This window comes from Brevibacterium sediminis (genome assembly GCF_024895295.1).
GTDB classification, from domain to species: Bacteria; Actinomycetota; Actinomycetes; order Actinomycetales; family Brevibacteriaceae; genus Brevibacterium; species Brevibacterium sediminis.
The window spans coordinates 168,344-190,158 of sequence record NZ_JAHQRN010000004.1 but is presented as its reverse complement, the minus strand read 5'-3'; the positions used below and the strand labels follow the sequence as shown (position 1 = coordinate 190,158).

20 protein-coding genes are annotated in these 21,815 nt (G+C 65.4%); 11 read left to right on the top strand and 9 right to left on the bottom strand.

Annotation, left to right across the window (positions count from 1 at the left end; translation table 11 throughout):
* Positions 1 to 22: 22 nt before the first annotated feature.
* The 4 genes from KTJ89_RS10795 to prfB all read right to left on the bottom strand — a co-directional run bounded on the left by KTJ89_RS10795 (position 23) and on the right by prfB (position 4,188).
* On the bottom strand, positions 23 to 1,252 hold the full coding sequence (locus KTJ89_RS10795; RefSeq protein ID WP_259357733.1) for a M23 family metallopeptidase: 1,230 nt from the start codon (positions 1,250 to 1,252) through the stop codon (positions 23 to 25).
* A gap of 1 nt (position 1,253) precedes the next feature.
* A complete protein-coding gene (gene ftsX, locus KTJ89_RS10790) occupies positions 1,254 to 2,168 on the bottom strand; it encodes a permease-like cell division protein FtsX (RefSeq protein ID WP_101547458.1) in 915 nt (304 codons plus the stop codon).
* Positions 2,165 to 2,854 (bottom strand): cell division ATP-binding protein FtsE, encoded by a 690-nt coding sequence (ftsE, locus tag KTJ89_RS10785; RefSeq protein WP_139908579.1) that lies wholly within the window; start codon positions 2,852 to 2,854, stop codon positions 2,165 to 2,167. The genes ftsX and ftsE overlap by 4 nt, the downstream gene beginning before the upstream one ends.
* A 209-nt stretch (positions 2,855 to 3,063) precedes the next feature.
* On the bottom strand, positions 3,064 to 4,188 hold the full coding sequence (prfB, locus tag KTJ89_RS10780) for a peptide chain release factor 2 (protein WP_259357732.1): 1,125 nt from the start codon (positions 4,186 to 4,188) through the stop codon (positions 3,064 to 3,066).
* Between the two features lie 394 nt (positions 4,189 to 4,582).
* Here prfB and KTJ89_RS10775 point away from each other — a divergent pair, with 394 nt between their 5' ends.
* From KTJ89_RS10775 to KTJ89_RS10740, 8 genes are all read left to right on the top strand, one after another.
* Positions 4,583 to 5,806, top strand: coding sequence for a TadA family conjugal transfer-associated ATPase (locus tag KTJ89_RS10775; RefSeq protein WP_259357731.1), 1,224 nt, complete (start codon positions 4,583 to 4,585; stop codon positions 5,804 to 5,806).
* Positions 5,803 to 6,777 carry a type II secretion system F family protein gene (locus KTJ89_RS10770; RefSeq protein ID WP_181272335.1) on the top strand — a complete coding sequence of 325 codons (975 nt, stop codon included), beginning with the start codon at positions 5,803 to 5,805 and terminating at the stop codon, positions 6,775 to 6,777. The genes KTJ89_RS10775 and KTJ89_RS10770 overlap by 4 nt, the downstream gene beginning before the upstream one ends.
* Positions 6,774 to 7,712 carry a type II secretion system F family protein gene (locus tag KTJ89_RS10765; RefSeq protein ID WP_259357730.1) on the top strand — a complete coding sequence of 313 codons (939 nt, stop codon included), beginning with the start codon at positions 6,774 to 6,776 and terminating at the stop codon, positions 7,710 to 7,712. The genes KTJ89_RS10770 and KTJ89_RS10765 overlap by 4 nt, the downstream gene beginning before the upstream one ends.
* A gap of 155 nt (positions 7,713 to 7,867) precedes the next feature.
* Positions 7,868 to 8,110: a hypothetical protein gene (locus tag KTJ89_RS10760; RefSeq protein WP_374990276.1), complete on the top strand. Its 243-nt coding sequence runs from the start codon at positions 7,868 to 7,870 to the stop codon at positions 8,108 to 8,110.
* A 58-nt stretch (positions 8,111 to 8,168) separates the two neighbouring features.
* A complete protein-coding gene (locus KTJ89_RS10755; protein ID WP_172170900.1) occupies positions 8,169 to 8,567 on the top strand; it encodes a TadE/TadG family type IV pilus assembly protein in 399 nt (132 codons plus the stop codon).
* Positions 8,560 to 9,009 carry a hypothetical protein gene (locus KTJ89_RS10750; RefSeq protein ID WP_259357729.1) on the top strand — a complete coding sequence of 150 codons (450 nt, stop codon included), beginning with the start codon at positions 8,560 to 8,562 and terminating at the stop codon, positions 9,007 to 9,009. Before KTJ89_RS10755 ends, KTJ89_RS10750 begins: the two co-directional genes overlap by 8 nt.
* Before the next feature lies 1 nt (position 9,010).
* Positions 9,011 to 9,496, top strand: coding sequence for a pilus assembly protein TadG-related protein (locus KTJ89_RS10745; RefSeq protein ID WP_259357728.1), 486 nt, complete (start codon positions 9,011 to 9,013; stop codon positions 9,494 to 9,496).
* A gap of 146 nt (positions 9,497 to 9,642) precedes the next feature.
* On the top strand, positions 9,643 to 13,413 hold the full coding sequence (locus KTJ89_RS10740; RefSeq protein ID WP_259357727.1) for an FtsK/SpoIIIE domain-containing protein: 3,771 nt from the start codon (positions 9,643 to 9,645) through the stop codon (positions 13,411 to 13,413).
* Here the strand turns inward: KTJ89_RS10740 and KTJ89_RS10735 are convergent.
* Positions 13,387 to 14,427 carry a GNAT family N-acetyltransferase gene (locus tag KTJ89_RS10735; RefSeq protein ID WP_259357726.1) on the bottom strand — a complete coding sequence of 347 codons (1,041 nt, stop codon included), beginning with the start codon at positions 14,425 to 14,427 and terminating at the stop codon, positions 13,387 to 13,389. The two genes, KTJ89_RS10740 and KTJ89_RS10735, sit on opposite strands and share 27 nt — an antisense overlap.
* A gap of 44 nt (positions 14,428 to 14,471) precedes the next feature.
* Between KTJ89_RS10735 and KTJ89_RS10730 the strand changes: the two genes are divergently transcribed.
* From KTJ89_RS10730 to KTJ89_RS10720, 3 genes are all read left to right on the top strand, one after another.
* The gene (locus KTJ89_RS10730; RefSeq protein WP_139908654.1) at positions 14,472 to 15,281 is read left to right on the top strand and encodes a purine-nucleoside phosphorylase; all 810 of its coding nucleotides are present in this window, start codon (positions 14,472 to 14,474) and stop codon (positions 15,279 to 15,281) included.
* A gap of 61 nt (positions 15,282 to 15,342) precedes the next feature.
* Complete coding sequence (locus tag KTJ89_RS10725; RefSeq protein ID WP_259357725.1) at positions 15,343 to 17,154, top strand: phospho-sugar mutase; 1,812 nt, start codon at positions 15,343 to 15,345, stop codon at positions 17,152 to 17,154.
* Between the two features lie 94 nt (positions 17,155 to 17,248).
* Positions 17,249 to 17,653: a hypothetical protein gene (locus tag KTJ89_RS10720; protein WP_259357724.1), complete on the top strand. Its 405-nt coding sequence runs from the start codon at positions 17,249 to 17,251 to the stop codon at positions 17,651 to 17,653.
* Between the two features lie 95 nt (positions 17,654 to 17,748).
* On the opposite strand, the gene deoC is transcribed toward KTJ89_RS10720, so the two are convergent.
* The 4 genes from deoC to KTJ89_RS10700 form a co-directional block, all read right to left on the bottom strand.
* Entirely contained in the window at positions 17,749 to 18,396 is a 648-nt protein-coding gene (gene deoC / locus KTJ89_RS10715; protein ID WP_166823111.1) for a deoxyribose-phosphate aldolase, read from the bottom strand.
* Positions 18,397 to 18,530: 134 nt separating this feature from the next.
* Positions 18,531 to 19,820, bottom strand: coding sequence for a thymidine phosphorylase (locus KTJ89_RS10710; protein ID WP_259357723.1), 1,290 nt, complete (start codon positions 19,818 to 19,820; stop codon positions 18,531 to 18,533).
* A gap of 130 nt (positions 19,821 to 19,950) precedes the next feature.
* Positions 19,951 to 20,457, bottom strand: coding sequence for a cytidine deaminase (locus KTJ89_RS10705; RefSeq protein ID WP_259357722.1), 507 nt, complete (start codon positions 20,455 to 20,457; stop codon positions 19,951 to 19,953).
* Positions 20,458 to 20,531: 74 nt separating this feature from the next.
* Positions 20,532 to 21,815 carry an ABC transporter permease gene (locus KTJ89_RS10700; RefSeq protein WP_259357721.1) on the bottom strand — a complete coding sequence of 428 codons (1,284 nt, stop codon included), beginning with the start codon at positions 21,813 to 21,815 and terminating at the stop codon, positions 20,532 to 20,534.

The following is a 21,815-nucleotide window of genomic DNA, read 5'->3' as shown; positions in this document are numbered from 1 at the left end:
CTGGGCCGCCGTCAGGTAGCAATTAGAAGATGAAGGGTTTGGGATCGACGTAGCCGCCGTTCTCCATGATCTCGAAGTGCAGGTGGCAGCCGGTCGACGCTCCCGTCGTACCGGAGTACGAGATGATATCGCCCTTCTTGACCCTCTGCCCGTCATGGACCTTGAGCTTCGTGTTGTGGTTGTACGTCGACGCGATCGATTTGCCCTTGATCTTGCCGTGGGAGATGACGACGCGGTTGCCGTAACCGCCGGTCCAGCCGGAGGTGACGACGATTCCGTCGCCGGCCGAGCGGATCGGGGTTCCGCAGGGAACGCCGAAGTCCATTCCGGTGTGCAGCTTCCGTGCACCGGTGATCGGGTGGACCCGGTATCCGAACGGAGACGTCGTCGGGTATCCCTTGGCCGGGTTGGCCAGGACTCCGTCGCCGAAGACGAACTTGCCCTTCTTCTCCTGCTCTTTCTCCCATTCCCGGACCTTCTCGGCCAACCGGTCCTGCTCGGCCTTCTCATCGGCCAGCTGCTTCTCGGTCTTGTCCTTGTTGTCGGAGATCGTCTTCTCCGCATCGTCCTTCGCGGAGATGAGGTCGTTGAGGCTGTCGGCCTTCTTCTTCGCATCGACCTGCGCGGCCTCTTTGGCCAGCACCGCCTCGGCGGCTTCGTCCTTGAGGTCGGAGATCTTCTCCGTCACGCCCGAGAGCCGCTCTTCGTTGTTCTTGTTCAGCGCCCGCTGTTCGGAGAGTTTGTCGATCGTGCGCTGCTGGGATCGCACCGCCGAGTCGACGCGGCCGATGCCGCCGTCGGCGCTCGTGCCCTCGGCCATCTGCAGCAGCATCGCCAGATCGGACGTGATGCCCGAGTTCTGGTAGGCCTGTCGTCCGATGCGCGCCGCCGAGGTCTTGTGCTTGTCGATCTCCTCCGTGCCGGACTTGATCGTGTCCTTGAGATCCTTCTGCGCGTTCTCCGCCGAGGTCAGGCGCGCGGCCATGTCCTCATCCTTCTCGATCGCCTCAGCCAGCGCATCGTCGGCGGCCTTCGATTCGGCTTCGGCGTCCGGCAGCTTCTCCTGCGCCGCATCGCGTTCGGCGATGACGCGGGCGAGGTCCTCATCGAGACCTTCGAACTCCTGCTGGAGTTCCTTGACGCGTTCGTCGACCTCGCTCTTGTCGTCGCGAGGATCGGCCACCACCGAGGTGACCGGCATGACCACTGCCAGCGCAGCTGCCGTGAGGACGAGTCCGAGTCTGCGTCTCATCTCAGACCTTCGTGTACTTGTTCAGCGTGATCAGCGACGATGCTCCGGCCATGAGCACGCCGATGATGATGAGTACGGGGGTGATGAGGAGGACGTCCCATCCGGAGATGAGGCTGAATCCCGTGGCCTGCGACTGCAGCCAACCGCTGACTCCGAAGTGGACGAGCAGTCCCAGAGCACCGGCGGACAGCGTCGCACCGATGGCCGAGGCGATGACGCCCTCGAGCAGGAACGGCATCTGGATGAAGGTATTCGACGCGCCGACGAGCCTCATGATGCCGGTCTCCCGGCGTCTCGAGAACGCGGAGAGTCGAATGGTGGTGGCGATGAGCAGCATCGCGCACAGCAGCATGATGCCGGCGATCGCGATCGCCACGATGGTCGCGATGTTCAGCACCCCGAACAGGCGGTCGAGCAGCTGGTTCTGGTCGACGACCTCTTCCACCCCGGGAGTCGACGAGAACGTCTCCTTGATGATGTCGTATTTCTCGGCGTCCTTGAGTTTGACCCGGAAGGACTCGTTCATCTCGTCCTTGGGCACTGTGCCTTCGAGGCTGGTGCCCTTGAACTGCTCCTGGAAGTGCTCGTAGGCCTCGGTCTTGTCCTCGAAATAGACCTTGTCGACATAGGGGGCCAGATCGGAGCTTTCGAGTTCGGCCCGGATCTGATCCTTCTGGTCGCCCGTGACTTCACCGTCGACGCAGTTCGTCGCCTCAGAATCCGGTGGGCACAGGAATACGGAGACCTGCACGCGGTCGTACCAGAAGTCCTTCATCTGCCCGACCTGCATCTGCAGCAGGATCGCGGCACCGACGAAGAGCAGGGACACGAAGGTCACGAGCACGACGGAGATGACCATGGAGAAGTTCCGGCGCAGACCCGACCAGACTTCGGAGAGGATGAAACCGGCCCTCATGAGGCGACTCCGTAGGTGCCTTCTTCGACGTCGCGGACGATTTCGCCTTCGCGCAGTTCGATGACTCTCCGGCGCATCCGGTTGACGATCTCTCCGTCGTGGGTGGCCATGAGCACCGTGGTGCCGTTGCGGTTGATCTTCTCGAGAACGTTCATGATGTCAGCGCTCGTCGCCGGGTCGAGGTTGCCCGTCGGCTCGTCGGCGAGCAGGATTCCGGGTTTGTTGACCACGGCGCGGGCGATGGCCACACGCTGCTGCTCGCCGCCGGAGAGCTCACTGGGGTACCGCTTCTCCTTGCCGGCCAGGCCCACGGTCTCAAGGACGTCGGGGACGAGGGTCGACATGGCCGCGCGGGACTTTCCGATCACCTGAAGGGCGAAGGCGACATTGGCGAACACGGTCTTGTTCGGCAGCAGGCGGAAGTCCTGGAACACGGTTCCGATCCCCCGCCGCAGGTAGGGCACCTTCCAGCTGGGCATCTTCACCACGGATTTTCCGGCAATGTGGATGCGACCGGAGCTGGGGACCTCTTCACGCAGGATGAGTCGGATGACCGTGGACTTTCCCGAGCCGGACGCCCCGACGAGGAACACGAATTCCCCGCGGTCAGCCTCGAAGGAGATGTCATCGAGTGCTTTGCGGGAACGCGTGTCGTAGGACTTCGAAACGGAGTCGAATCTGATCAAGTCGGTCTTCAATCATGTTGCGGGTGGCTCGGCCGATTCCACTGTACGTAACAGTTCCGTGATGTTCGCGGAGGCGGCCGGGCGTGTGTTGCGATCTGATGAAGTTCACAGTCGCCTCGGTGATGGTCGAAGCCTTGCCGAGGCGGCCGACCCTCAGTCGGCCATCGACCGAGTGAGACGGTTCGGTACCGTTGCCCGAAGAATCAGGATCAGGCCTCGGCCTCTTCGGCCATCTCCTGTTCCTTGCGCCAGCGAATGCCGGCCTCGATGAGTCCGTCGAGGTCACCGTCGAAGACGGCCGAGGGGTTGTTGACCTCGTAGCCGGTGCGCAGGTCCTTGACCATCTGGTACGGATGGGTGACGTAGGAGCGCATCTGATCACCCCAGCTGGCCTTGATATCGCCGGCCAGCTCCTTCTTCTGCGCGGCCTCTTCCTGGCGCTTGAGGTCGAGCAGTCGCGACTGGAGGACACGCATCGCGGCCTCACGGTTCTGGATCTGGGACTTCTCGTTCTGCATGCTCACGACCACACCGGTGGGGATGTGGGTGATGCGCACGGCCGAGTCAGTCGTGTTCACCGACTGCCCACCGGGGCCCGAGGACCGGTAGACGTCGATGCGCAGATCGTTCTCGTCGATCTCGACATGGTCGGTCGATTCGATGAGCGGGACCACCTCGACGGCCGCGAAGGAGGTCTGGCGGCGGCCCTGGTTGTCGAAGGGGCTGATGCGCACGAGACGGTGGGTGCCGGCCTCGACCGACAACGTGCCGTAGGCGTAGGGCGCGTCGATCTGGATGGTCGCGGACTTGATGCCCGCACCTTCGGCATAGGAGGTGTCGAGCTCCTGGACCTTGTATCCGCGGTTCTCCGCCCACCGGACGTACATGCGGGTGAGCATCTGCGCCCAGTCGGTCGCGTCGTCGCCGCCGGCACCCGACCGCACGGTCACGACGGCGGAGCGCTCGTCGTATTCGTGGCTGAGCAGGGTCGAGATCTCGAGTTCGGCCAGCTGATCGCGCAGCTTTCTGATGTCGCGGTCGGCTTCTTCGAGCGAGTCCGAGTCGCCTTCATCCTGGGACATCTCGACGAGCAGTTCAGCGTCGTCGATCCGCTCACCGAACTTCTCGAGCTTCTCCAGGGCGCCCTGCTTGTGCGAGAGCTTGGCCGAGGTCTTCTGCGCCGAATCAGGGTCGTCCCAGAACGTCGGCGACGACGCCTGCTCCGTGAGTTCGGCAACCTCGTCGCGCAGGTTGTCCAGATCGGACACGTCGAGAATCGCTTTGTACGTCTGGCGGAGGTTGGCGATTTCAGAAGAGTAATCAGTGGAGGCCATAATGATCCGATTCTAGTGCATGCCCTCCCCCGAGCATGAAACGGCGCCGAGGCGGTCGACCGTTGAGATATCGAGGGCTGATCGGTCGAGGCAAGCCCCGATCAGTCGCCCCGGCCCCAAAAAGCGCCGCCGGCGGGAGATCTGATTCATCCCGCCGGCGGCGCGGCTCACGTCGCTTCATACGAAGACTGGTGAGGAAAATATAGACCGAAACCCACCCTTGCGCAAGACGAAAACGCCCCGCAATGACAATCGTGAAACTACACCGTGAGCATTTGCAGAACTCATTCCCAGTTATCCACAGATTTCGGAATTCACTAGATTCTTCATTCGACTACAGATAGGTTAAACAGCAAATCACGCTGTCAATTGAATGATCGGGCAAGGGTTCAGAGTGGAAGCCACCGAAGTCATCACCAGCGAGGTTCACAAGCGGATCAGAGATCTCGATGTGGATCCCCGCGCCGATATTCAGCGCTCTCGCGAGCTCATTCGCACCGTCATCGCCGAATACGACGAACGCAGCCTCGTCGCCGATCTCCCGGTGCTCGAAGACAAAGAGGCGACGTTTCGGCACATCGATAATCAGCTCTCGCGTTTCGGTGCCCTGCAGGATTATTTCGATGATCCGCACGTCGAAGAGATCTGGGTCAACTCCCCGAGCGAGGTCTTCATCGCCGTCGACGGAATCCACCAGCTGACGACGACGAAGCTGAGTTCGGGCGAACTCGATGACCTCATCGAGCGGATGCTGCGCACCTCGGGCCGTCGCGTCGATCTCTCCCAGCCGTTTGTCGACGCCATTCTGCCCGACGGGTCCCGGCTGCATGTCGTGCTGCCCGATATCACTCGCACCCACCCGGCCGTGAATATCCGCAAGTTCATCGCCCGGCCGCGCAACCTCGCCAATCTCGTCGCTCACGGCTCACTGACTCCTGGGGCCGCCGAGTTCCTCGACGCGGCCGTGACGTGCGGTGCCAATATCCTCGTCTCCGGGGCTACTCAGGCCGGCAAAACCACTATGCTCAACGCCTTGGCCGGCTCGATACCGGCCCGCGAACGCACGATCTCCTGCGAAGAGGTCTTCGAACTCAATCTGCCCAGCCGCGACTGGGTTCCCATGCAGTGCCGCCAGCCGTCACTGGAAGGAACCGGCGAAGTCACCCTCCGCGCCCTGGTCAAAGAGGCGCTGCGCATGCGACCGACGCGCATCATCGTCGGCGAGGTCCGAGAAGCCGAAAGCCTGGACCTCCTGGTCGCGCTGAATTCCGGGTTGCCCGGGATGGGCACAATCCACGCGAACTCTGCTCGGGCGGCGATCACGAAGATCTGCACTCTGCCTCTTTTGGCCGGGGCGAACATCTCCTCGGCGTTCGTCGTGCCCACCGTCGCAGTCAGCCTCGATGTCGTCGTCCACCTGCGCAGGGATCCGTCCGGAGTGCGTCGAATCGATGAGATCTGCGCGGTGCCAGGCGGAGTCGAAGGCGACGTCGTCGAACTCGACACGATCTTCCATTCGCCACGAGGACAGCTCGTTCGCGGCCAGGGGTTCGGCCACCTCGGCGAGCGATTTGCGGCCATCGGCCGCGATCTTCACGCCATTCTGGAGGCAGCGTGAGCTATTCCCAGTCCGCTCTGCTCATCGGTGCCTGCCTCGGGGCAGGACTGTTCCTCATCTGGATGTCACTGTGGCGGCGACCACAGAACAAGAGGACTCAGTCGCGGTGGGTGCGCGAGCTCGATGACATGCTCACCGGGGCCGGATTCCCCAGGCTGCGGCCGGCCCACCTGCTGCTCATCTCCGTCGCAGCGTTCTGTGTCGTTGCGGTCGTCGCGACAGTGCTCACCGGATCGTGGGCGATCGCGCTGTGCTTCGGTCTGTTCGCCTCCTGGCTGCCGCATCGGGCGCTGCAGCATCGGGCGCGGAGCCGACAGGTGATGCGGCGGGAGCTGTGGCCAGAGACTCTCGACCATCTCAATTCCGGTGTCCGTGCGGGTCTGTCCCTGCCTGAAGCACTGAGCTCTCTGGCTCATCGCGGGCCCGAACCGCTGCGACCGCTGTTCGAAGTCTTCGCCGAGGAATATCGGGCCAGCGGTTCGTTCGCATTGGCGTTGGAGCGCTTTCGGCAAGTCAGCGCCGACCCGGTGGCCGACCGCATCGTCGTCGCGCTCAGCGTCACCAGGCAGGTCGGCGGCAGCGATCTGGGCACCATGCTTCGAGCCTTGGCTCAGTTCGTCCGCGACGATGCCCGCACCCGCAACGAGCTCTCCGCCCGGCAGCAATGGACGGTCAATGGTGCCCGACTGGCCGTCGCCGCACCGTGGGTGGTGCTCGCATTCCTCTCCACGCGACCCGAAACGGCCGTGGCGTACAACTCGCGGACCGGGCTGATCCTCCTGGCGGCGGGCTTCGTCGTCTCTCTGCTGGCGTATCAGGCGATGAAGCGCATCGGTCGGCTCCCGTCCGAACCCAGAGTCATCGAAGGGTCCTCACTCAGCGCCGCCCACCGACGTTTCGCGGGCAGCCCCGGCGCGAGTGGCGGATTCTCGGCCGACGACAAAGACGCTGCGGACCGGCGGGCGGCATGAGTCCCCTCGGCGAGCCCCTGTCGGTCCTGGCCCTCGGACTCTTCAACGGCTTCGCCCTGTGTGTCTTCGTCCTCTCCCTCCCGCCGCTGCGCAGACCGACTCTGTCGTCGCGGATCGCACCCTATCTGCGGGATCAGGAATCCCTGATCGACATCTACGCTCCGCCGACCCCTCGCACCGAGGGGTTCTGGGGACTGGTGAAGTCCTGGCTGATCGGTTCGACCCTGTGGGTGACGTCGCGCATCACCACGGATGCGACTCTGCGGCTGCGCATCGACCGCCTCGGCGGCAATGCCACGATCGAACGCTTCCGCATCAGCCAGGTGCTGAGCATCCTCGTCGGGATGATCGTCGCCGGCGGTCTGGCCGGTGCACTGTCGGCGCAGCGCGGCTTCTCCCCCATCGTCACCGTCGTCCTCGTCATCAGCGGCGGCATCGCCGGGCACGTCTTCAATGATTGGCGACTCAGCCAAGCCATCGCCCGCCACGAATCCCGTGTGCTCGCCGAATTCCCGACCGTCGCCGAGCTCCTCGCACTGTCCATCACCGCCGGTGAAGGGATCGTGGAAGCTCTCGAACGCGTGTGCCGCACCTGCTCCGGCGACCTCATCGACGAACTCCGCGCAGCCCTGGCCGCCACCCGCACCGGGACACCGTTGGTCGAAGCGCTCGATGGGATGGCCACGCGCATCGCCATCCCCGAGATCGTCCAGTTCGTCGACGGCCTCGCCGTCTCGATGACCCGCGGCACCCCGCTGGCCGAAGTCCTCCGCTCCCAGGCCGCTGACGTGCGCGAACAGTCTCGACGACGGCTGCTGGAACTGTCCGGTCGCAAAGAGATCGGGATGCTCATTCCGGTTGTCGTCTTCGTGCTTCCCGTCACCGTGATCTTCGCCGTCTTCCCGTCCCTGACCGTCCTCGACCTCAGCCCGTAGCGACCGCGCTCCGCACCACCGACCACGCCCGCACCCCTGACCACGCCCGCACCCACAGCCAGTCCCGCACCACTGACCACGCGGATCGAACCCTCGACCTCGCCGATGAAGGAGACACGATGTTCCGCCAGTTCACCTACCGCCTCGTCCCGTTCATGCTCGGGCTCATCCCGGGTCCTCCTCCGCGAGGTGGAACCACTATCACCGAGGTGGCCGAGACCGGCATCGACTCAAACCTCACCGCCGATGTCGACCGTCCCGATCGCGGGGACGTTCCCGGCTGGGTCCTCATCACCCTGATGACTGCGGGGTTAGTGGTCGCATTGTGGGCTCTGGCCGGCGAGGCCTTCACCTCGATGTTCCAAGACGCGATGAACAAGGTCCGCGGGGCCGGGTGACCCAGCTGTGACCAGTGGCGACGAGACACTACCGGGAAGTCGGAGGAGGGTTGCCTCGATGACGGAGGCAGGCGAGCACAGCGATTCGGGATCCGCCGTCGCCGAGTTCGCCCTCATCGCCTCGCTGCTGGCCCTCATCCTGGCCGGCGCCCTGCAGATCGGTCTCGTCATTCACGTCCGCAACACTGTCATCGACTCCGCCATCGCAGGGGCGAGGCAGGCGAGCCTGGCCGATCAGACTCCGCGCGACGGGCAGAAGCTCACCCGCGACCTCATCCGAGTGTCCGTGGGCGAGCGCTATGCCCAGAAGGTCACAGTCTCGACGTCACAGCGCGGTGCCGTCGAGATCGTCGAGGTGAGGGTGACGACCCCGCTGCCCGTCCTCGGGCTGTGGGGACCCGCCGAGGTCTGGGACCTGCGCGGACGATCCATCGTCGAGGACGTCGACCGTGACTGAACCCGCGTTCGTCCAGGGAGTCGCGACCGACGACGCAGACGAAGGAACGGCGGTCATCGAGTTCATCTTCGCCTCCATCGTCCTGCTCATCCCGGTCATCTACCTCATGCTCGCCCTCTCCCAGCTGCAGGCGGCCAGCTATGCGACCACCTCGGCGGCGATGTCGGCCTCACGTATCGCCGCCCGCGACGCGAACCCCTCGGAGGCTCGCGCCCATGCCGTCGCGAAAATGCATTTCGCGGACTTCGGGCTGCGTGATGCGCCGACTTCCATCACCTACTCGTGTGCCGGACCCTGTGGACAGGCCGGCTCTCTCATCACCGCTCGAGTCGAGACGAAAGTGTCACTGCCCGGGTTCCCGCTCCTCTTCGGCTCCGACCGGTCTCCACACATCACATTGCGCGCAAACCACACCGACGTCGTCGCCACAGGACATCAGTGATATGCCGACCGCGGGAGAGCACCGCTGTGAACGGGGACGCGAATCGCAGATCGGCCGCGAATCAGATCATGATTCGGATGCCGGGTCGATCACGCCGCTGGCCATCGGCTTCGTCGTCATCGCCTTGCTGCTGGCCTTCCTCATCGCCGCCCTGACCGACCTGCACATGGCCCGCCGAGAGCTGCAGGGGCTGGCCGATTCTGCGGCGCTGGCGGCCTCGGACTCGTTCGAACCGGCTCCCGGTGACGATCCCGGTCTCGTGTTCTCACCTCCGGCGGCCAAACGCGCCGCCGGACGGTACCTCAACGCGGTGCCGACTCCGAAGGACATGGGCAATCTGCGGTTGAGCGCCGACGCCGATGGAACGCATTCGGTGCGCATCCGCATCGAAGCCCGCTACTCGCCGGCGCTGCTCTCGCCGTTCGTCCCCGGCCTCATCGACCTCCACGCCACCGCTTATGCCCGGGGTGCCCTGCGCCTCGACTGATCAACCCGAGCCGTCTCCACCTCGACGCCGATTCCTGTGGGCACAGGCTCCACTCACGCATCCTGAGGCTGTGGATGCCCAAAGCGTATCCACAGGGCGCATTCTCGCTCTTGCCCAAGCCATGCGCTCGCGGTGAGTCTGTGGGCATGAGAACCCTGGGACTCATCCACCGCATTGAGACGAACGGAGCCGTCACGAGCATGAGCATCGAAGCCGAATCAGCCCAACCGGCCCTCGAGGTCTTCCGGTCTGCCCTCGGAGCGGAACTGACTTCCCAGGACTTGGCCGCCGGCAACCGGCTCGACGATCACAGAATCGAGTCGATCAGCTGGGGTCATTGGCAAAGACTCAATCCCATCACTGTTGTTGGGGCCAATGTTCTGCGCACCACCGACGACTGTGCCGACTCCGCGCGGACGAACGTGTCCGTCCTGGCAGGACCGGATGCGGGATTCACCCTGACGCTCGACCCACGGCGGGCCCACTTGTCTCGACTGCCCCACCCCGACTGTCTGACCATCATCGACCCCAGCATCTCCCGCGCCCCTCAGCCGCTGCGACTCGATGCCACGGGGACTGGGCCCGCCGTAGCTCTGGGTGCGACTGTGCTCGCACCGGGCCCGTCATTCGGTTCTTCAGTCGGCACTTCTTCCTCGGCTGCCCGTTCGGCTCCGCCGATCCGGTCCCCGCCGCTGCACCACAGCAATGACATCCACATCGCCCCGAAGACGGTCGACGATCCTCGGCCGGCCAGACCCCCACAGTGGTGGACGTTCCTCATCCCCGTCGGCATCGGCGTGGTGCTGGCCGTGGCCACCGGAATGTGGTGGTTCCTGCTCTTCAGCGTCTCGGCCCCGCTCTCCGGGTGGGTTGCCTACGTGGTGGAGAAGAAGCGCTTCACCCGCGACAGCGCACAATGTCGACTTGACCGCGACGAGGCATTGGCCGAGGCGCGGGCCAGGCTGAGGCGCCTGGAGAAGTCGCAGCGTCAGATGATCTTCTCGTCCCCTGGTCTGTGTCTGGGCTTCGGGACGGTCTTCAGCGACCTCACCATCGACGAACGGCTGCAGCATGGAACAGAACACGTCGACGGTCGGATCGTCTGCACCGATATGCCGATCCGCATCGATCCACGTACGACCACGGTCACCGTCAGCGGAACACCCGCAGTCCTGCGCACCATGGCCTTCGCCTGGTTGGCCGACCGGCGATTCAGATGGCGACTGAGTCCCGAACTCTCATTGCTGCCGGAACTGGCAGGCACCGGGTTCTCCGCCGACCACGCATCGACCACTGTCGGGTCAGGGTCACGCCCAGACGCCGGCATCGACGATCCCGTCTCGATCACCCTCGACGAGGCGGTTCACCCTGCCGTGCTCACGCTCACCGCCCCGCATGCCGGCTCTGCGGTCTCGCTGACGGTGGGCTCTCTCGCGCAGGCACGCACTACCTCGTCGACTGCGGCCGGTGGCCCGGTGCCAGGACGGGCACTCGTCGCTGCACTCATGCCGGCCGCGCGATTCGTCACTCTGCACTGTGGCCGTTCGGCCGAAACCGGCCCCCGCACCTGGCCCGACCATGGTCTCGGTGAGCTCTGTGACGATGCGCCCGGGGCCATCAGAGCGCGGTGGCGGTCTCCCGCCTCGGGGCCGGTGCCGATCGGGCGCGGAACCGACGGTGACGTCGGCGTCGATCTGTTCTGCGACGGTCCTCACGCTCTCGTCGCCGGCACCACGGGCAGCGGAAAATCCCTGCTCCTGCAGACATGGCTGCTGTCGATGGCCTTGGCACAGCCGCCTCGGCGATTGTGTTTCGTCCTCATCGATTTCAAAGGTGGAGCCACGTTCTCACCGCTGCAGGATCTGCCTCACACCGACAGTGTGCTCGACGACTTCGACTCCGGTCTCGCCTTTCGCGCTCTCGTCTCCGTGCGCGCCGAGATCACCCATCGAGAGCGGCTGTTGGCCGATCACGGGTGTGCCGATGTCGCCGATCTCGCCGATCCTCCCCCACGACTCGTCATCGTCATCGACGAGTTCCATGCGCTGATGGCCACTCATCCTCGCGCCGCCGACCTCCTCGAACACCTCACAGCTCTCGGCCGGTCCCTCGGCGTCCACCTCATTCTCGCCACTCAGCGCCCGATGGGCGTCGTCACCGGGCAGATGAAGGCGAACATCAACATTCGCGTGTGCCTGCGAGTGCGCGATGAGACCGATTCCTTCGACGTCATCGGCTCCGAGGCGGGTGCGTTCCTGCCCGCGGACAAGCCCGGCGCCGCCTGTCTGGACTCCGGGATCTGCGTCTCCCGATTCCGCGTGGCGGTTCCTTTCGGAAATGACGCCCACACCGAGGCGGCCCTCCGCCCTCGCGTTCGTCCCTGGGTTCCGGGGCCGGTTCCGTCCCTGGCCAGCGGCGCCCACGGCGTTCACGTCGACAACATCATCGCCGCGGCTCACGACATCGCCAGGGCCGAGGACGCTTCGGCTCATCGACAGGTGGTGCTGCCTCCCTTGCCGGGACCTGAAGAGATGCCGGCCTGGGCGGCAGGGGCACTGGCCCATTCTGATGGTGAGCTCGCCGCTTCCTCTGCGGGACCGGTGACGGACGGTGGTGAATTCGCGCCGACAGTCACGGGGATCATCGATGTTCCCAGTCAGCAGCGGCAGCAGATGTGGTCATTCGACCCGGACGTGGATGGTTCCACGATCCTCACAGGCGGCAGCCCGGACACCGTGGAATCCGTGCTTGCGGCCATGGCACGAGCGGCCGCTCCGACCAGACGGATCATCGCGATCGGCAGGATCGCCGCGGTCCTCGACTGGGCCGAGATCAGCTGCGGATTGAGCTCGGGCTGGCGGATTCAGGCGGTGCTCGACCATCTCTCTGCCAGTGGGGGCCCGAGCAGATTCTCGCGCGCCGGTGAAAGCACAGATTCCCCGACCGGGTCGAGGCAGAGTCGACAGCCACAGAGCCTGATCGTCTGCAGCAATTGGGCCGAGTTCGTCGACTCGCTCGACCACTACTGGGCCGAACGGGCCGAACGTCTCCTCGGACATGGTGCCGAATCGGATCTCGTGTTCCTGCTCGCCGGGTGCCGGAATATGACGAGCAGGAGCTCTCGTTTCTCCACCCAGATCATCTTTCCGCCCGAGGCCGGCGAAGACGGAACGAGCGTCGGGCTCAGCCGGCAGCGATTCGCCGGTTCGTGGCCGGATCTCCGCGCCGTCATCCGCGGTCCCCGCGCGCAGGCCGCCGGCGGGGACGGTGCTGATGTGCAGTTCGCACCCGGTGATGCGGCACGATTCGATTCGTCGATGTCCGAGGCGGGCACCAGCATCCTCGGCGGATCACCCGGCATTCCGGAGGCCCGGAAGGGATTCGCTCCACGCTGGCGGGGGCTTGACCAATCTGTGGGCGTGGGCGAGGAACCCTTCAGCGGCATGCCGGGCTGCATCCCGGTCGGCGTTGATGCTTTCGACGACCTAGTGGTGTGGGATCCGCGGCGAGACGGTTCGGTGCTCACTGTTCGCGGTTCTCCACAGAGCGGCAAGACCGGATTCGCGACGTACCTGGGCCGCCTCGGCGGGGTCTCTGTCCACGACGATGTGCACATGGAATCGGAACCAGCCGACTGGGATCTGCTCGACGGACGCTTCCATGTGCTCACTGTGCCGACACGGTTCACTCCCGGCTATGGTTCCTCTCTGGCGAAGGCACAGAGTCTCGGACCGCTTCTCGTGCTCGGTGCGCATACCAGGCAAGATCTCACCGGGCTCGGAGTGCTGCGACAGGCCCCGCTCGACGGGCTGCCGGGGACGGGCTGGTTCGTCACCGAGGACCGGGCTCGCCCTGTTCGCCTCTTCAGCCCAACGGGAGTCGAGCCTGAGTCAGTTGACGTCGGCAGGCGGTCCTGAGAGAGTCTCGTAGCGGTAGAGCTCGGTGGCGGTTCCGGCGTCGAGCAGTCGATCGGCGAGCGAGGAGATCACGGGCATTCCGCTCGTGACTTCGATGACGACATCGGCGTCGACCGACAGCCTGGCCAACAGGAGTTCGGCATCGGCGACGGCCGCGGCGAAGTCCTCACCCGTGGTGTCTGCGGCATCGTCGCGAGTCTCGAACATCGACCCGAGGATGAGCTCGGTCGGCGGTTCCTCGTCGACCTGATCGACGGTGGCCCTGCCGTCCCCGACAGCATCTCCGGCACCCGGTTCACCGGCCGAGGGCAGAACACCGGCGGTCTCGTCGGCTTCCCGCGCATAGGACACGGCGAAGGCGCTGAGTCCACCCGCCTCGGCGGTCCCGGCAGCGCCATTCAGCAGCGCGGCACCATGAGCTCCGGCCGCCTCGGAGAGGAAAGCGTTATTCACCTGTCCGATGGTCAGCGGGCCGACGGCATCGTCTCGGTTGACGGCGGTGTACCAGGCGAGGAATGCCTTCGTCAGCTTCACCGAACCGGTGGCAACGATCTCGAGGTCCTCGGCCCGACCGCCGCCGGCCGGAGGCAGAGCACCAGCGGGGACCCGGATCACGCGGGTCGTTGTCAACGGAGTGAACCCGAGCGCCTGCGCGAAGCCCTCTCCCGGGCTGCCGGCGTGCACACGGGCACGCAGATCGAGGCCCTCGAGTGCGGTTCCCCGCGTCTCCGCGCACACTGCGTCGAAGAGTTCACGCCCCTGACCATGTCCCTGCTCCTCGGCGGCGACCTCGACGTGGACCCACGCCCGGTAGGGGTGAAGCGGGGATTCGGCGATCGCGGCGGCTCCGACGGGAACGTCGGGGAGCACCTCGGCGACGACGGAGCGGATCAACGGCGAATCCGAGGACGGACGGAACAAGGACCTGGCCATATGACCGGCCGGGGTGGTCGCATCGGCGAACACCTCATTCAGGCGCAGATCGTCACCGTCGGTCAGCTCTCGAATCGGCATGTGCTCGCTCCTTGGGCGGTGGGGAACTTGATAATCTTGGCGTCATGACTGACTTAAGCGATCCTACCGCCGCCGCGCACGCCGCGGCCACGACCATCAACGCGAACGCGGGCATCGAAGCCCATGACATCGCGCTCGTCCTCGGCTCCGGTTGGGGTGGGGCGGCGGACCTCCTCGGCGAGACCGTTGCCGAGATCTCCGCGGCGGAGGTCCCCGGATTCCACGCCCCCGCCGTCGAGGGCCACGGCGCGACGTTGCGCACTGTGCGCATCGAAGCCAGCGGCAAGCATGCGCTCGTCCTCGGATCGCGCACCCACTACTACGAGGGCAAGGGTGTCCGGGCGGTTGCCCACGGTGTGCGCACCGCCGCGGCTGCCGGCTGTTCCTCGCTGGTGCTGACGAACGGGTGCGGCGGGCTCAACCGCAATTGGGGGCCCGGCACTCCGGTGCTCATCTCCGATCACATCAATCTCACCGGCACCTCTCCGATCGAGGGCGCGAACTTCGTCGATCTCACCGATCTGTACTCCCCGCGGATGCGCGCCATCGCCAAGGAGATCGACCCGACGCTCGACGAGGGCGTGTACGCACAGTTCCGCGGACCTCATTACGAGACCCCCGCTGAGGTGCGCATGGCCGGGGTCCTCGGTGCCGATCTGGTGGGAATGTCGACGACGTTGGAGGCCATCGCCGCACGTCAGTCCGGGCTCGAACTCATGGGAATTTCGCTGGTGACGAACCTTGCCGCCGGCATCCAGGAGACCCCGCTCTCTCATGCAGAGGTCATCGAAGCCGGAGCCGCGGCCGCCCCGCGCATCTCCCGTCTGCTCGCCGACATCGTCGCGAAGCTCTGAGACGGCCAGCCCCACTCCGCGCTCCCCCGCCCCGCCACCGCGAATTCGCAAAGGACCTCATATGACCCGCGTAGCCGACCGCTTCACGAATGGATTCGACGCCGAGGTGGTCCGTTCCTGGATCGCCGACGACCCTGATCCGCAGACGGCCATCTCCTTGGAGCACATCCTCGCCGAGGCCGAGAGCGGCGACGAGGCGGCGGTCGCCGATCTCGAGGACCGGTTCTCCGGTCCCCTCGTCTTCGGCACGGCCGGTCTGCGCGGCGAGATCGCCGCCGGCCCTAACCGGATGAACCGAGCCGTCGTCATCCGTGCCGCCGCCGGACTGGCCGCATTCCTCGCAGACACCGTCGGTGAGGGCTTCCAAGTCGTCATCGGGTGCGATGCTCGGTACAAGTCCGCGGAGTTCGCCGCCGACACTGCCGCCGTCATCACCGCCGCCGGCGGAGTCGCGATTCAGCTACCCGAGCAGCTGCCGACCCCGCTGCTGGCTTTCGCGCTGTCGCAGCGCGGGGCCGATGCCGGAGTCATGGTCACGGCCAGCCACAACCCACCGGCTGACAACGGCTACAAGGTCTACCTGGGACAGCGTCCGCTGCAGGCGATCGGATCCGAGGCCGACGCCGAAGCGGGTGCCGGAGCGCAGATCGTCAGCCCGGCCGATGCGCTCATCGCCGAAAAGATCTCAGCAGTCGAGTCCGTGGCGTCTGTGTCACGTGCGGAGTCCGGGTGGGAACATCTCGACGAGTCGATCGTCGAGGACTATCTGTCGCGCATCGACGATCTGGGTGTCCGGGCGGAGTCGGATCTCTCGATCGTGCTGACCTCGCTGCATGGTGTCGGTGCCGGAGTCGCCGAGGCTGCTCTGACCCGCACCGGGTTCACAAACCTCCACCCGGTGGCCTCCCAGCAGGCACCGGATCCGGACTTCCCGACGGTGTCCTTCCCGAACCCGGAGGAAGCCGGCGCACTCGATGAGTCCTTTGCCCTGGCCCGTGAGGTCGGTGCCGAACTCATCATCGCCAACGATCCGGATGCAGACCGGTTCTCTGCGGCCATCCCCGATGAGTCGGCGGCCATCGGCTACCGTCAGCTCTCCGGCGACGAGGTGGGGCTGCTGTTGGGTGAGGACCTCGCCGGCCGACTCGCAGAAAGCGGTTCAGACGGCGCCGTTTTCGCGAACTCGATCGTGTCCTCCCGGGCTCTCGCGGCTGCGGTTAAGAGCCACGGTTTCGCCGCAGTGAACACACTCACTGGTTTCAAGTGGATATCTCGTGCCAGTCTCGGGCTTGTCTTCGGCTACGAAGAAGCACTCGGCTACTGCGTCGACCCTATGATCGTACGCGACAAGGACGGGATTTCGGCGGCTGTGACGTTCGCAGCGCTGGCCTCACGGCTCAAGGCTGCGGGCAGCAGCATCGAGGCCGAGCTCGATCGCATCCGCAATCGCGACGGATACTTCGCCACCGCTCCGCTGAGTTTCCGTCTCGACGATGTCTCTCTCATCGGCACGGCGATGGCGAAGCTGCGTGAGAACCCTCCGGCCGCTCTTGCCGGCTCCCCGGTCGCCGAGGTCCACGACCTGTCGGCAGGGTATGAGGGGCTGCCGCCGACCGATGGAATCCTGCTCCTCTCGGAGTCGAACTCGCGGGTCATCGTGCGTCCTTCGGGTACCGAGCCGAAACTGAAATGCTATCTCGAGGTCGTCGCCGAACCCTCGGAAATCCAGGCTGCGGCCGAGGCCGATGCACGTGCTGCGGCCAGCGCCGGAGTGCGCCTACCGACCGCCTCGGCCAGCGCCTCGCTCAAACCGGCCCTAACGGAGCGCCTGAACTCGATCAGCACCGAGCTCAAAACCTTCTTCTCCCTCTAATTACTACCTCACGGCGGCCCAGCAACCTCGCGCGAGGTTGCTGGGCCGCCGTCACGTAGTATTTAGGGCCCGTAGAAATAAGAAGGAGGTAACGATGGACGTTCCTCACGATCCAGAGGTCGACGCGGTTCTGACCAGCCTGCTGGGATCACTGGGCGAAAGCAGCAGCGTCTTCGGTGCCGGTCGACTCGGTGCCGAGTGGTCGGCGAAGCGGCTGAAGACCGAAACCCATCACGCCGTCATCGAAGTTCCACCGGATGAGACCGAACGCGTTCTCAATCAGGTGACTCAGCTGGTGTCCGCACACACTCCTGCGACCGACGACCCTGTCGTCACCATCCGCGATGTCATCGGATCAGGCTTCGCGTCGATGAATCCGGCCTACGTCATCGTCGTACTCGACCGGAGAGAGTCGACCCTGGGGATCGCGGCCCATGCAAAAGAGGGCCTCATCAAAGGGCCTCATCAAACAGCGAACGGCGCAGAAGGCCGTCACTAAGATCCGGGAAGCCATCGCCCTCTGACACTCCCAGAACTACCTGACGGCGGCCCAGCTACCTCGCGCGAGGTAGCTGGGCCGCCGTCAGGTAGTAATTAGAGGGAGTTGAGGATTGCGGCGCTGCCGGAGAGGCCCAAGCGGGACGCGCCGGCAGCGATCATCTCTTCGGCGGCTTCGGCGGTGCGGATTCCGCCGGAGGCCTTCACTCCCAGGCGGTCGCCCACGGTCTCGCGCATGAGAGACACAGCATGAGCGCTGGCGCCTCCGGCCGGGTGGAAACCGGTCGACGTCTTGACGAATCCGGCTCCTGCGGCCTCCGAGCGGCGGCAGGCCTCGACGATCTGCTCGTCGTTGAGCGCAGCCGATTCGATGATGACCTTGACGAGGGCGTCCCCGCTGGCCTCGACGACGCCGCGGATATCAGCCTCGAGTCCGTCGAAGTCCCCGGCGACGGCCTGTCCGATGTTGATGACCATGTCGACTTCGGCAGCACCGTCGGCGACGGCCTGAGCAGCCTCGGCGGCTTTGATCTCCGGCTTCACCTGGCCGGAGGGGAACCCGACGACGGTCGCCACGACGAGCTCACCCGGATCGGTGATCGGCAGCATGGACGGTGAAACGCAGATCGCGAGCACGCCCAGCTCCTTCGCCTCCGCCACGAGGGCATCGACGTCGGCGCGGGTCGCTTCGGGCTTGAGCAGGGTGTGGTCGATGATGTTCGCGACATCGGTGCGGCTGGTCATTCGGTCCTCCAGAAGTGGTCGTGCAAGGTTGCGTGGTCGTGCAAGGTTGCGCGTGCAGGTGCCGCGCAGAGTCATCAGGTCCAGCGTAGCGAGGCCAGCGGCCGCGCGGCAGTGCTGAGAGTGTGCGATTCGGCTCAGGTGATCGTGTCGAAGACGATCGATTCCGGCACCGAGGCGGCATCCCCGCCGATCTCGACCGCGGACTCCAAAGCCTCGATGGCGCGCTCGAACCGTTCCGGGGTCGCCGTGTGCAGTGTCATGAGCGGCTGACCGGCCGTGACCGTGTCCCCTGGTTTGGCGTGCAGTTCGATTCCGGCCACGTCTTGGACCGGGTCTTCCTTCCGTGCCCGTCCGGCGCCGAGACGCCACGATGCCACCCCGACGCCCAGCGCGTCGAGCTTCGTAAGCACCCCGGAGTCGGTCGCTGTGACGACCTCAGAGTGCTCGGCGACCGGCAGAGCGGCGTCCGGATCGCCGTGCTGGGCGCGGATCATCTGCTTCCACTTGTCCATGGCCCGACCGTCGGCCAGCGCGGCTCGAACATCGACATCGGTCTTGCCTGCCAGGCGCAGCATCTCCTCCGCCAGAGCCACGGTGAGATCGACGACGTCGGCGGGTCCGCCGCCGGCGAGGACCTCGACGGATTCGCGGACCTCGAGGGCATTGCCGACGGTCAGGCCCAAGGGCGTGGACATATCGGTCAGCAGCGCCGAGGTGTTGACGCCTGCGGCCTTGCCGAGTTCGACCATCGTCTGCGCGAGTGTGCGAGCCTTCGCCAGGTCCTTCATGAACGCACCGGAGCCGACCTTGACGTCGAGGACGAGACCGGAGGTGCCCTCGGCGATCTTCTTCGACATGATCGAGGAGGCGATGAGCGGGATACAGTCGACCGTCGAGGTGATGTCGCGCAGGGCGTAGAGCTTCTTATCGGCCGGCGCCAATCCGGATCCTGCGGCGCAGATGACGGCGCCGACGTCCTCGAGCTGGTCGACGATCGCCTCGTTGCTCAGTCCCGCCTGCCAGCCGGGAATCGATTCGAGCTTGTCCAGGGTGCCTCCGGTGTGGCCGAGGCCACGGCCGGAGAGCTGTGGGACGGCCACGTCGAAGACTGCGACGAGCGGGGCCAGGGGCAGGGTGATCTTGTCGCCGACTCCCCCGGTCGAATGTTTGTCCGAGGTGGGCCGGGACAGGGACGAGAAGTCCATGCGCTCACCGGAGTCGATCATCGCCTGCGTCCAGTGCGCGATCTCAACCGGTGCCATGTCGTTGATGAAGATCGCCATGGCCAGGGCCGCCATCTGCTCTTCGGCGACAGCACCCCGAGTGTAGGCGTCGATGACCCAGTCGATCTGCTCCTTGCTCAGGGCTCGGCCATCTCGCTTTGCAGCGATGACGTCGACGGTGTCGAATGCTTCTACGCTCACGGTCTCAATCCTTCGTTCTCGTCGAAATCTGTGTTGTCGACGATGCGTGCGTTGTCGTCGAAATCTTCGTTGTCATCAATCCCTGTGGTGACATTCCGGGCCACAGCCGCCTCGGCGGGGGTAGGACTCGTCAGTGCTTGGCCTCATGGCCGTCGTGCGCCCCGGCCAGGTGGTCGGGGCCGAAGGCTTCGGGCAGGACCACGGACATCGGGGCGCGTCCGCTGGGCATGTTGATGACGAGCTCGTTGCCGCCGTGTTCGAACAGCAGCTGTCGGCATCGCCCGCAGGGAACGAGGGTGTTGCCCTCTCCGTCCACGCAGTCGAAGGCGACGAGGCGGCCCCCGCCGGTCATGAACAGCTCGGAGACCAGCGAGCATTCCGCGCATAGAGTCACCCCGAACGAGGCATTCTCGATATTGCAGCCGCCGACGATGCGACCGTCGTCGACGAGACCGGCGGCTCCGACAGGGTAGTTCGAGTACGGCACATAGGCCTTTGTCATCGCCCGTGTCGCCTCGGCTCGCAGCAGCTCCCAGGTGCCTTCGCTGAGATCTTCGGGGCTGACCGGGGTGGGTTCCTCGCTCCAGACGGGGTCGGTCGACTCGGGTGCGGAAGCGCGGGGTTCGGGGGCAGTCATGGGGATATCTCTTCCTTCGGGTGGTGACTGTGGGGTGATCGAGGGGAAATGCAGATCCATCGCCGAGGCGGGGCTCACTTCACGTAGGGCACACCTTCCGCGGCCGGCGGGCGGACCCGACCGACGAATCCGGCGACGGCGAAGACGGTGACGATGTAGGGCAGCATGAGCAGCAGCTCGTTGGCCACCGGGGTGCCGATGGACTGCAGAGTATTGCCGAGGCTCTTGGAGAATCCGAACAGCAGGGCCGCGAACAGCGCACCCTTCGGGTTCCACTTGCCCAGGATCATCGCGGCCAGGGCGATATAGCCCTGTCCTGCCGACATCTCCTTGCCGAACGCCAGTCCGGAGCCGACAGTGAAGAAGGCACCGCCGAGGCCTGCGATGGCACCGGCGAGCAGCGTATTGCGCACGCGGGTGAAGTTGACCTTGATGCCGACGGTGTCCGCCGCCTTCGGGTGCTCACCGACGGCGCGCATCCGCAGACCCCACTTCGAGCGGAACACGAAGATCTGCAGCGCGATGACGACGACGTACATGATGTAGACGAGGATGTTCTGGTCGAACAGCACCCGTCCGAGCACCGGAATGTCCGAGAGCAGCGGGATCGGCAGGTTCGGCAGCTTCTGGCGGGAGTTCCACAGTCCCGGGTCCTGGGTGAGAACCGTCGAGTAGAGGAAGCTCGTGATGCCGACGACGAGGACGTTGAGGACCACGCCGATGATGATCTGGTTGACCCAGTACTTCACCGCGAAGAAGGTGAGCACCACGGCGACCAGGGCACCGGCGATGGGAGCGGCGAGCAGTCCCGCGTAGGGGTTCTTCACCACCGAGGCGACCACCGCGGCGAGGAACGCACCGGCCAGCAGCTGGCCCTCGATGGCGATGTTGATGATGCCCGAACGTTCTCCCACGAGACCGCACATGGCGCCGAAGATCAGCGGCACGGACAGTGCCAGGGCACCGGCGAGCAGCGTCGTCAGCGGGATGACGCCTCCGGATCCGCCGCCGGCCCAGGCGAGGAAGGAGAGAACGAAGATGACGCCGAAGAGCATCGGGAACCACGAGCCGAGGTCGATGCGCCTGATCGCCACATAGATGGACACGGCGGCCATGATGATGAGCAGGATGCCCAGCGTCAGCCCCGCCGCGGTCGAGGACACGGCGAAGTCGGGGATGGCGAAGAAGTCTCCGCCGGTGGCCACCCGGAAGGTCGTCTCCCCGTCACGGCCGATGAGGCCGAAGAAGATGAGCGAGACGAGGGCGAGGATCGTATAGACGATCGGGAACTTCCAGGCGATCGGCGCAAGCGCCTTGACCTGGGTCGAAGGTGTCTTATCCATGGTCTGAGCAGTCAT

Excerpts from the sequence above, each read along its gene's own strand:
- prfB (WP_259357732.1), bottom strand. The coding sequence starts at position 4,188 with ATGGCCTCCACTGATTACTCTTCTGAAATCGCCAACCTCCGCCAGACG.
- KTJ89_RS10700 (WP_259357721.1), bottom strand. The coding sequence starts at position 21,815 with ATGACTGCTCAGACCATGGATAAGACACCTTCGACCCAGGTCAAGGCG.
- KTJ89_RS10760 (WP_374990276.1), top strand. The coding sequence starts at position 7,868 with ATGCTCGGGCTCATCCCGGGTCCTCCTCCGCGAGGTGGAACCACTATC.
- KTJ89_RS10795 (WP_259357733.1), bottom strand. The coding sequence starts at position 1,252 with ATGAGACGCAGACTCGGACTCGTCCTCACGGCAGCTGCGCTGGCAGTG.
- KTJ89_RS10730 (WP_139908654.1), top strand. The coding sequence starts at position 14,472 with ATGACTGACTTAAGCGATCCTACCGCCGCCGCGCACGCCGCGGCCACG.
- KTJ89_RS10735 (WP_259357726.1), bottom strand. The coding sequence starts at position 14,427 with ATGCCGATTCGAGAGCTGACCGACGGTGACGATCTGCGCCTGAATGAG.
- KTJ89_RS10745 (WP_259357728.1), top strand. The coding sequence starts at position 9,011 with ATGCCGACCGCGGGAGAGCACCGCTGTGAACGGGGACGCGAATCGCAG.
- KTJ89_RS10725 (WP_259357725.1), top strand. The coding sequence starts at position 15,343 with ATGACCCGCGTAGCCGACCGCTTCACGAATGGATTCGACGCCGAGGTG.
- KTJ89_RS10740 (WP_259357727.1), top strand. The coding sequence starts at position 9,643 with ATGAGAACCCTGGGACTCATCCACCGCATTGAGACGAACGGAGCCGTC.
- KTJ89_RS10720 (WP_259357724.1), top strand. The coding sequence starts at position 17,249 with ATGGACGTTCCTCACGATCCAGAGGTCGACGCGGTTCTGACCAGCCTG.
- ftsX (WP_101547458.1), bottom strand. The coding sequence starts at position 2,168 with ATGAGGGCCGGTTTCATCCTCTCCGAAGTCTGGTCGGGTCTGCGCCGG.
- deoC (WP_166823111.1), bottom strand. The coding sequence starts at position 18,396 with ATGACCAGCCGCACCGATGTCGCGAACATCATCGACCACACCCTGCTC.
- KTJ89_RS10755 (WP_172170900.1), top strand. The coding sequence starts at position 8,169 with ATGACGGAGGCAGGCGAGCACAGCGATTCGGGATCCGCCGTCGCCGAG.
- KTJ89_RS10765 (WP_259357730.1), top strand. The coding sequence starts at position 6,774 with ATGAGTCCCCTCGGCGAGCCCCTGTCGGTCCTGGCCCTCGGACTCTTC.
- KTJ89_RS10705 (WP_259357722.1), bottom strand. The coding sequence starts at position 20,457 with ATGACTGCCCCCGAACCCCGCGCTTCCGCACCCGAGTCGACCGACCCC.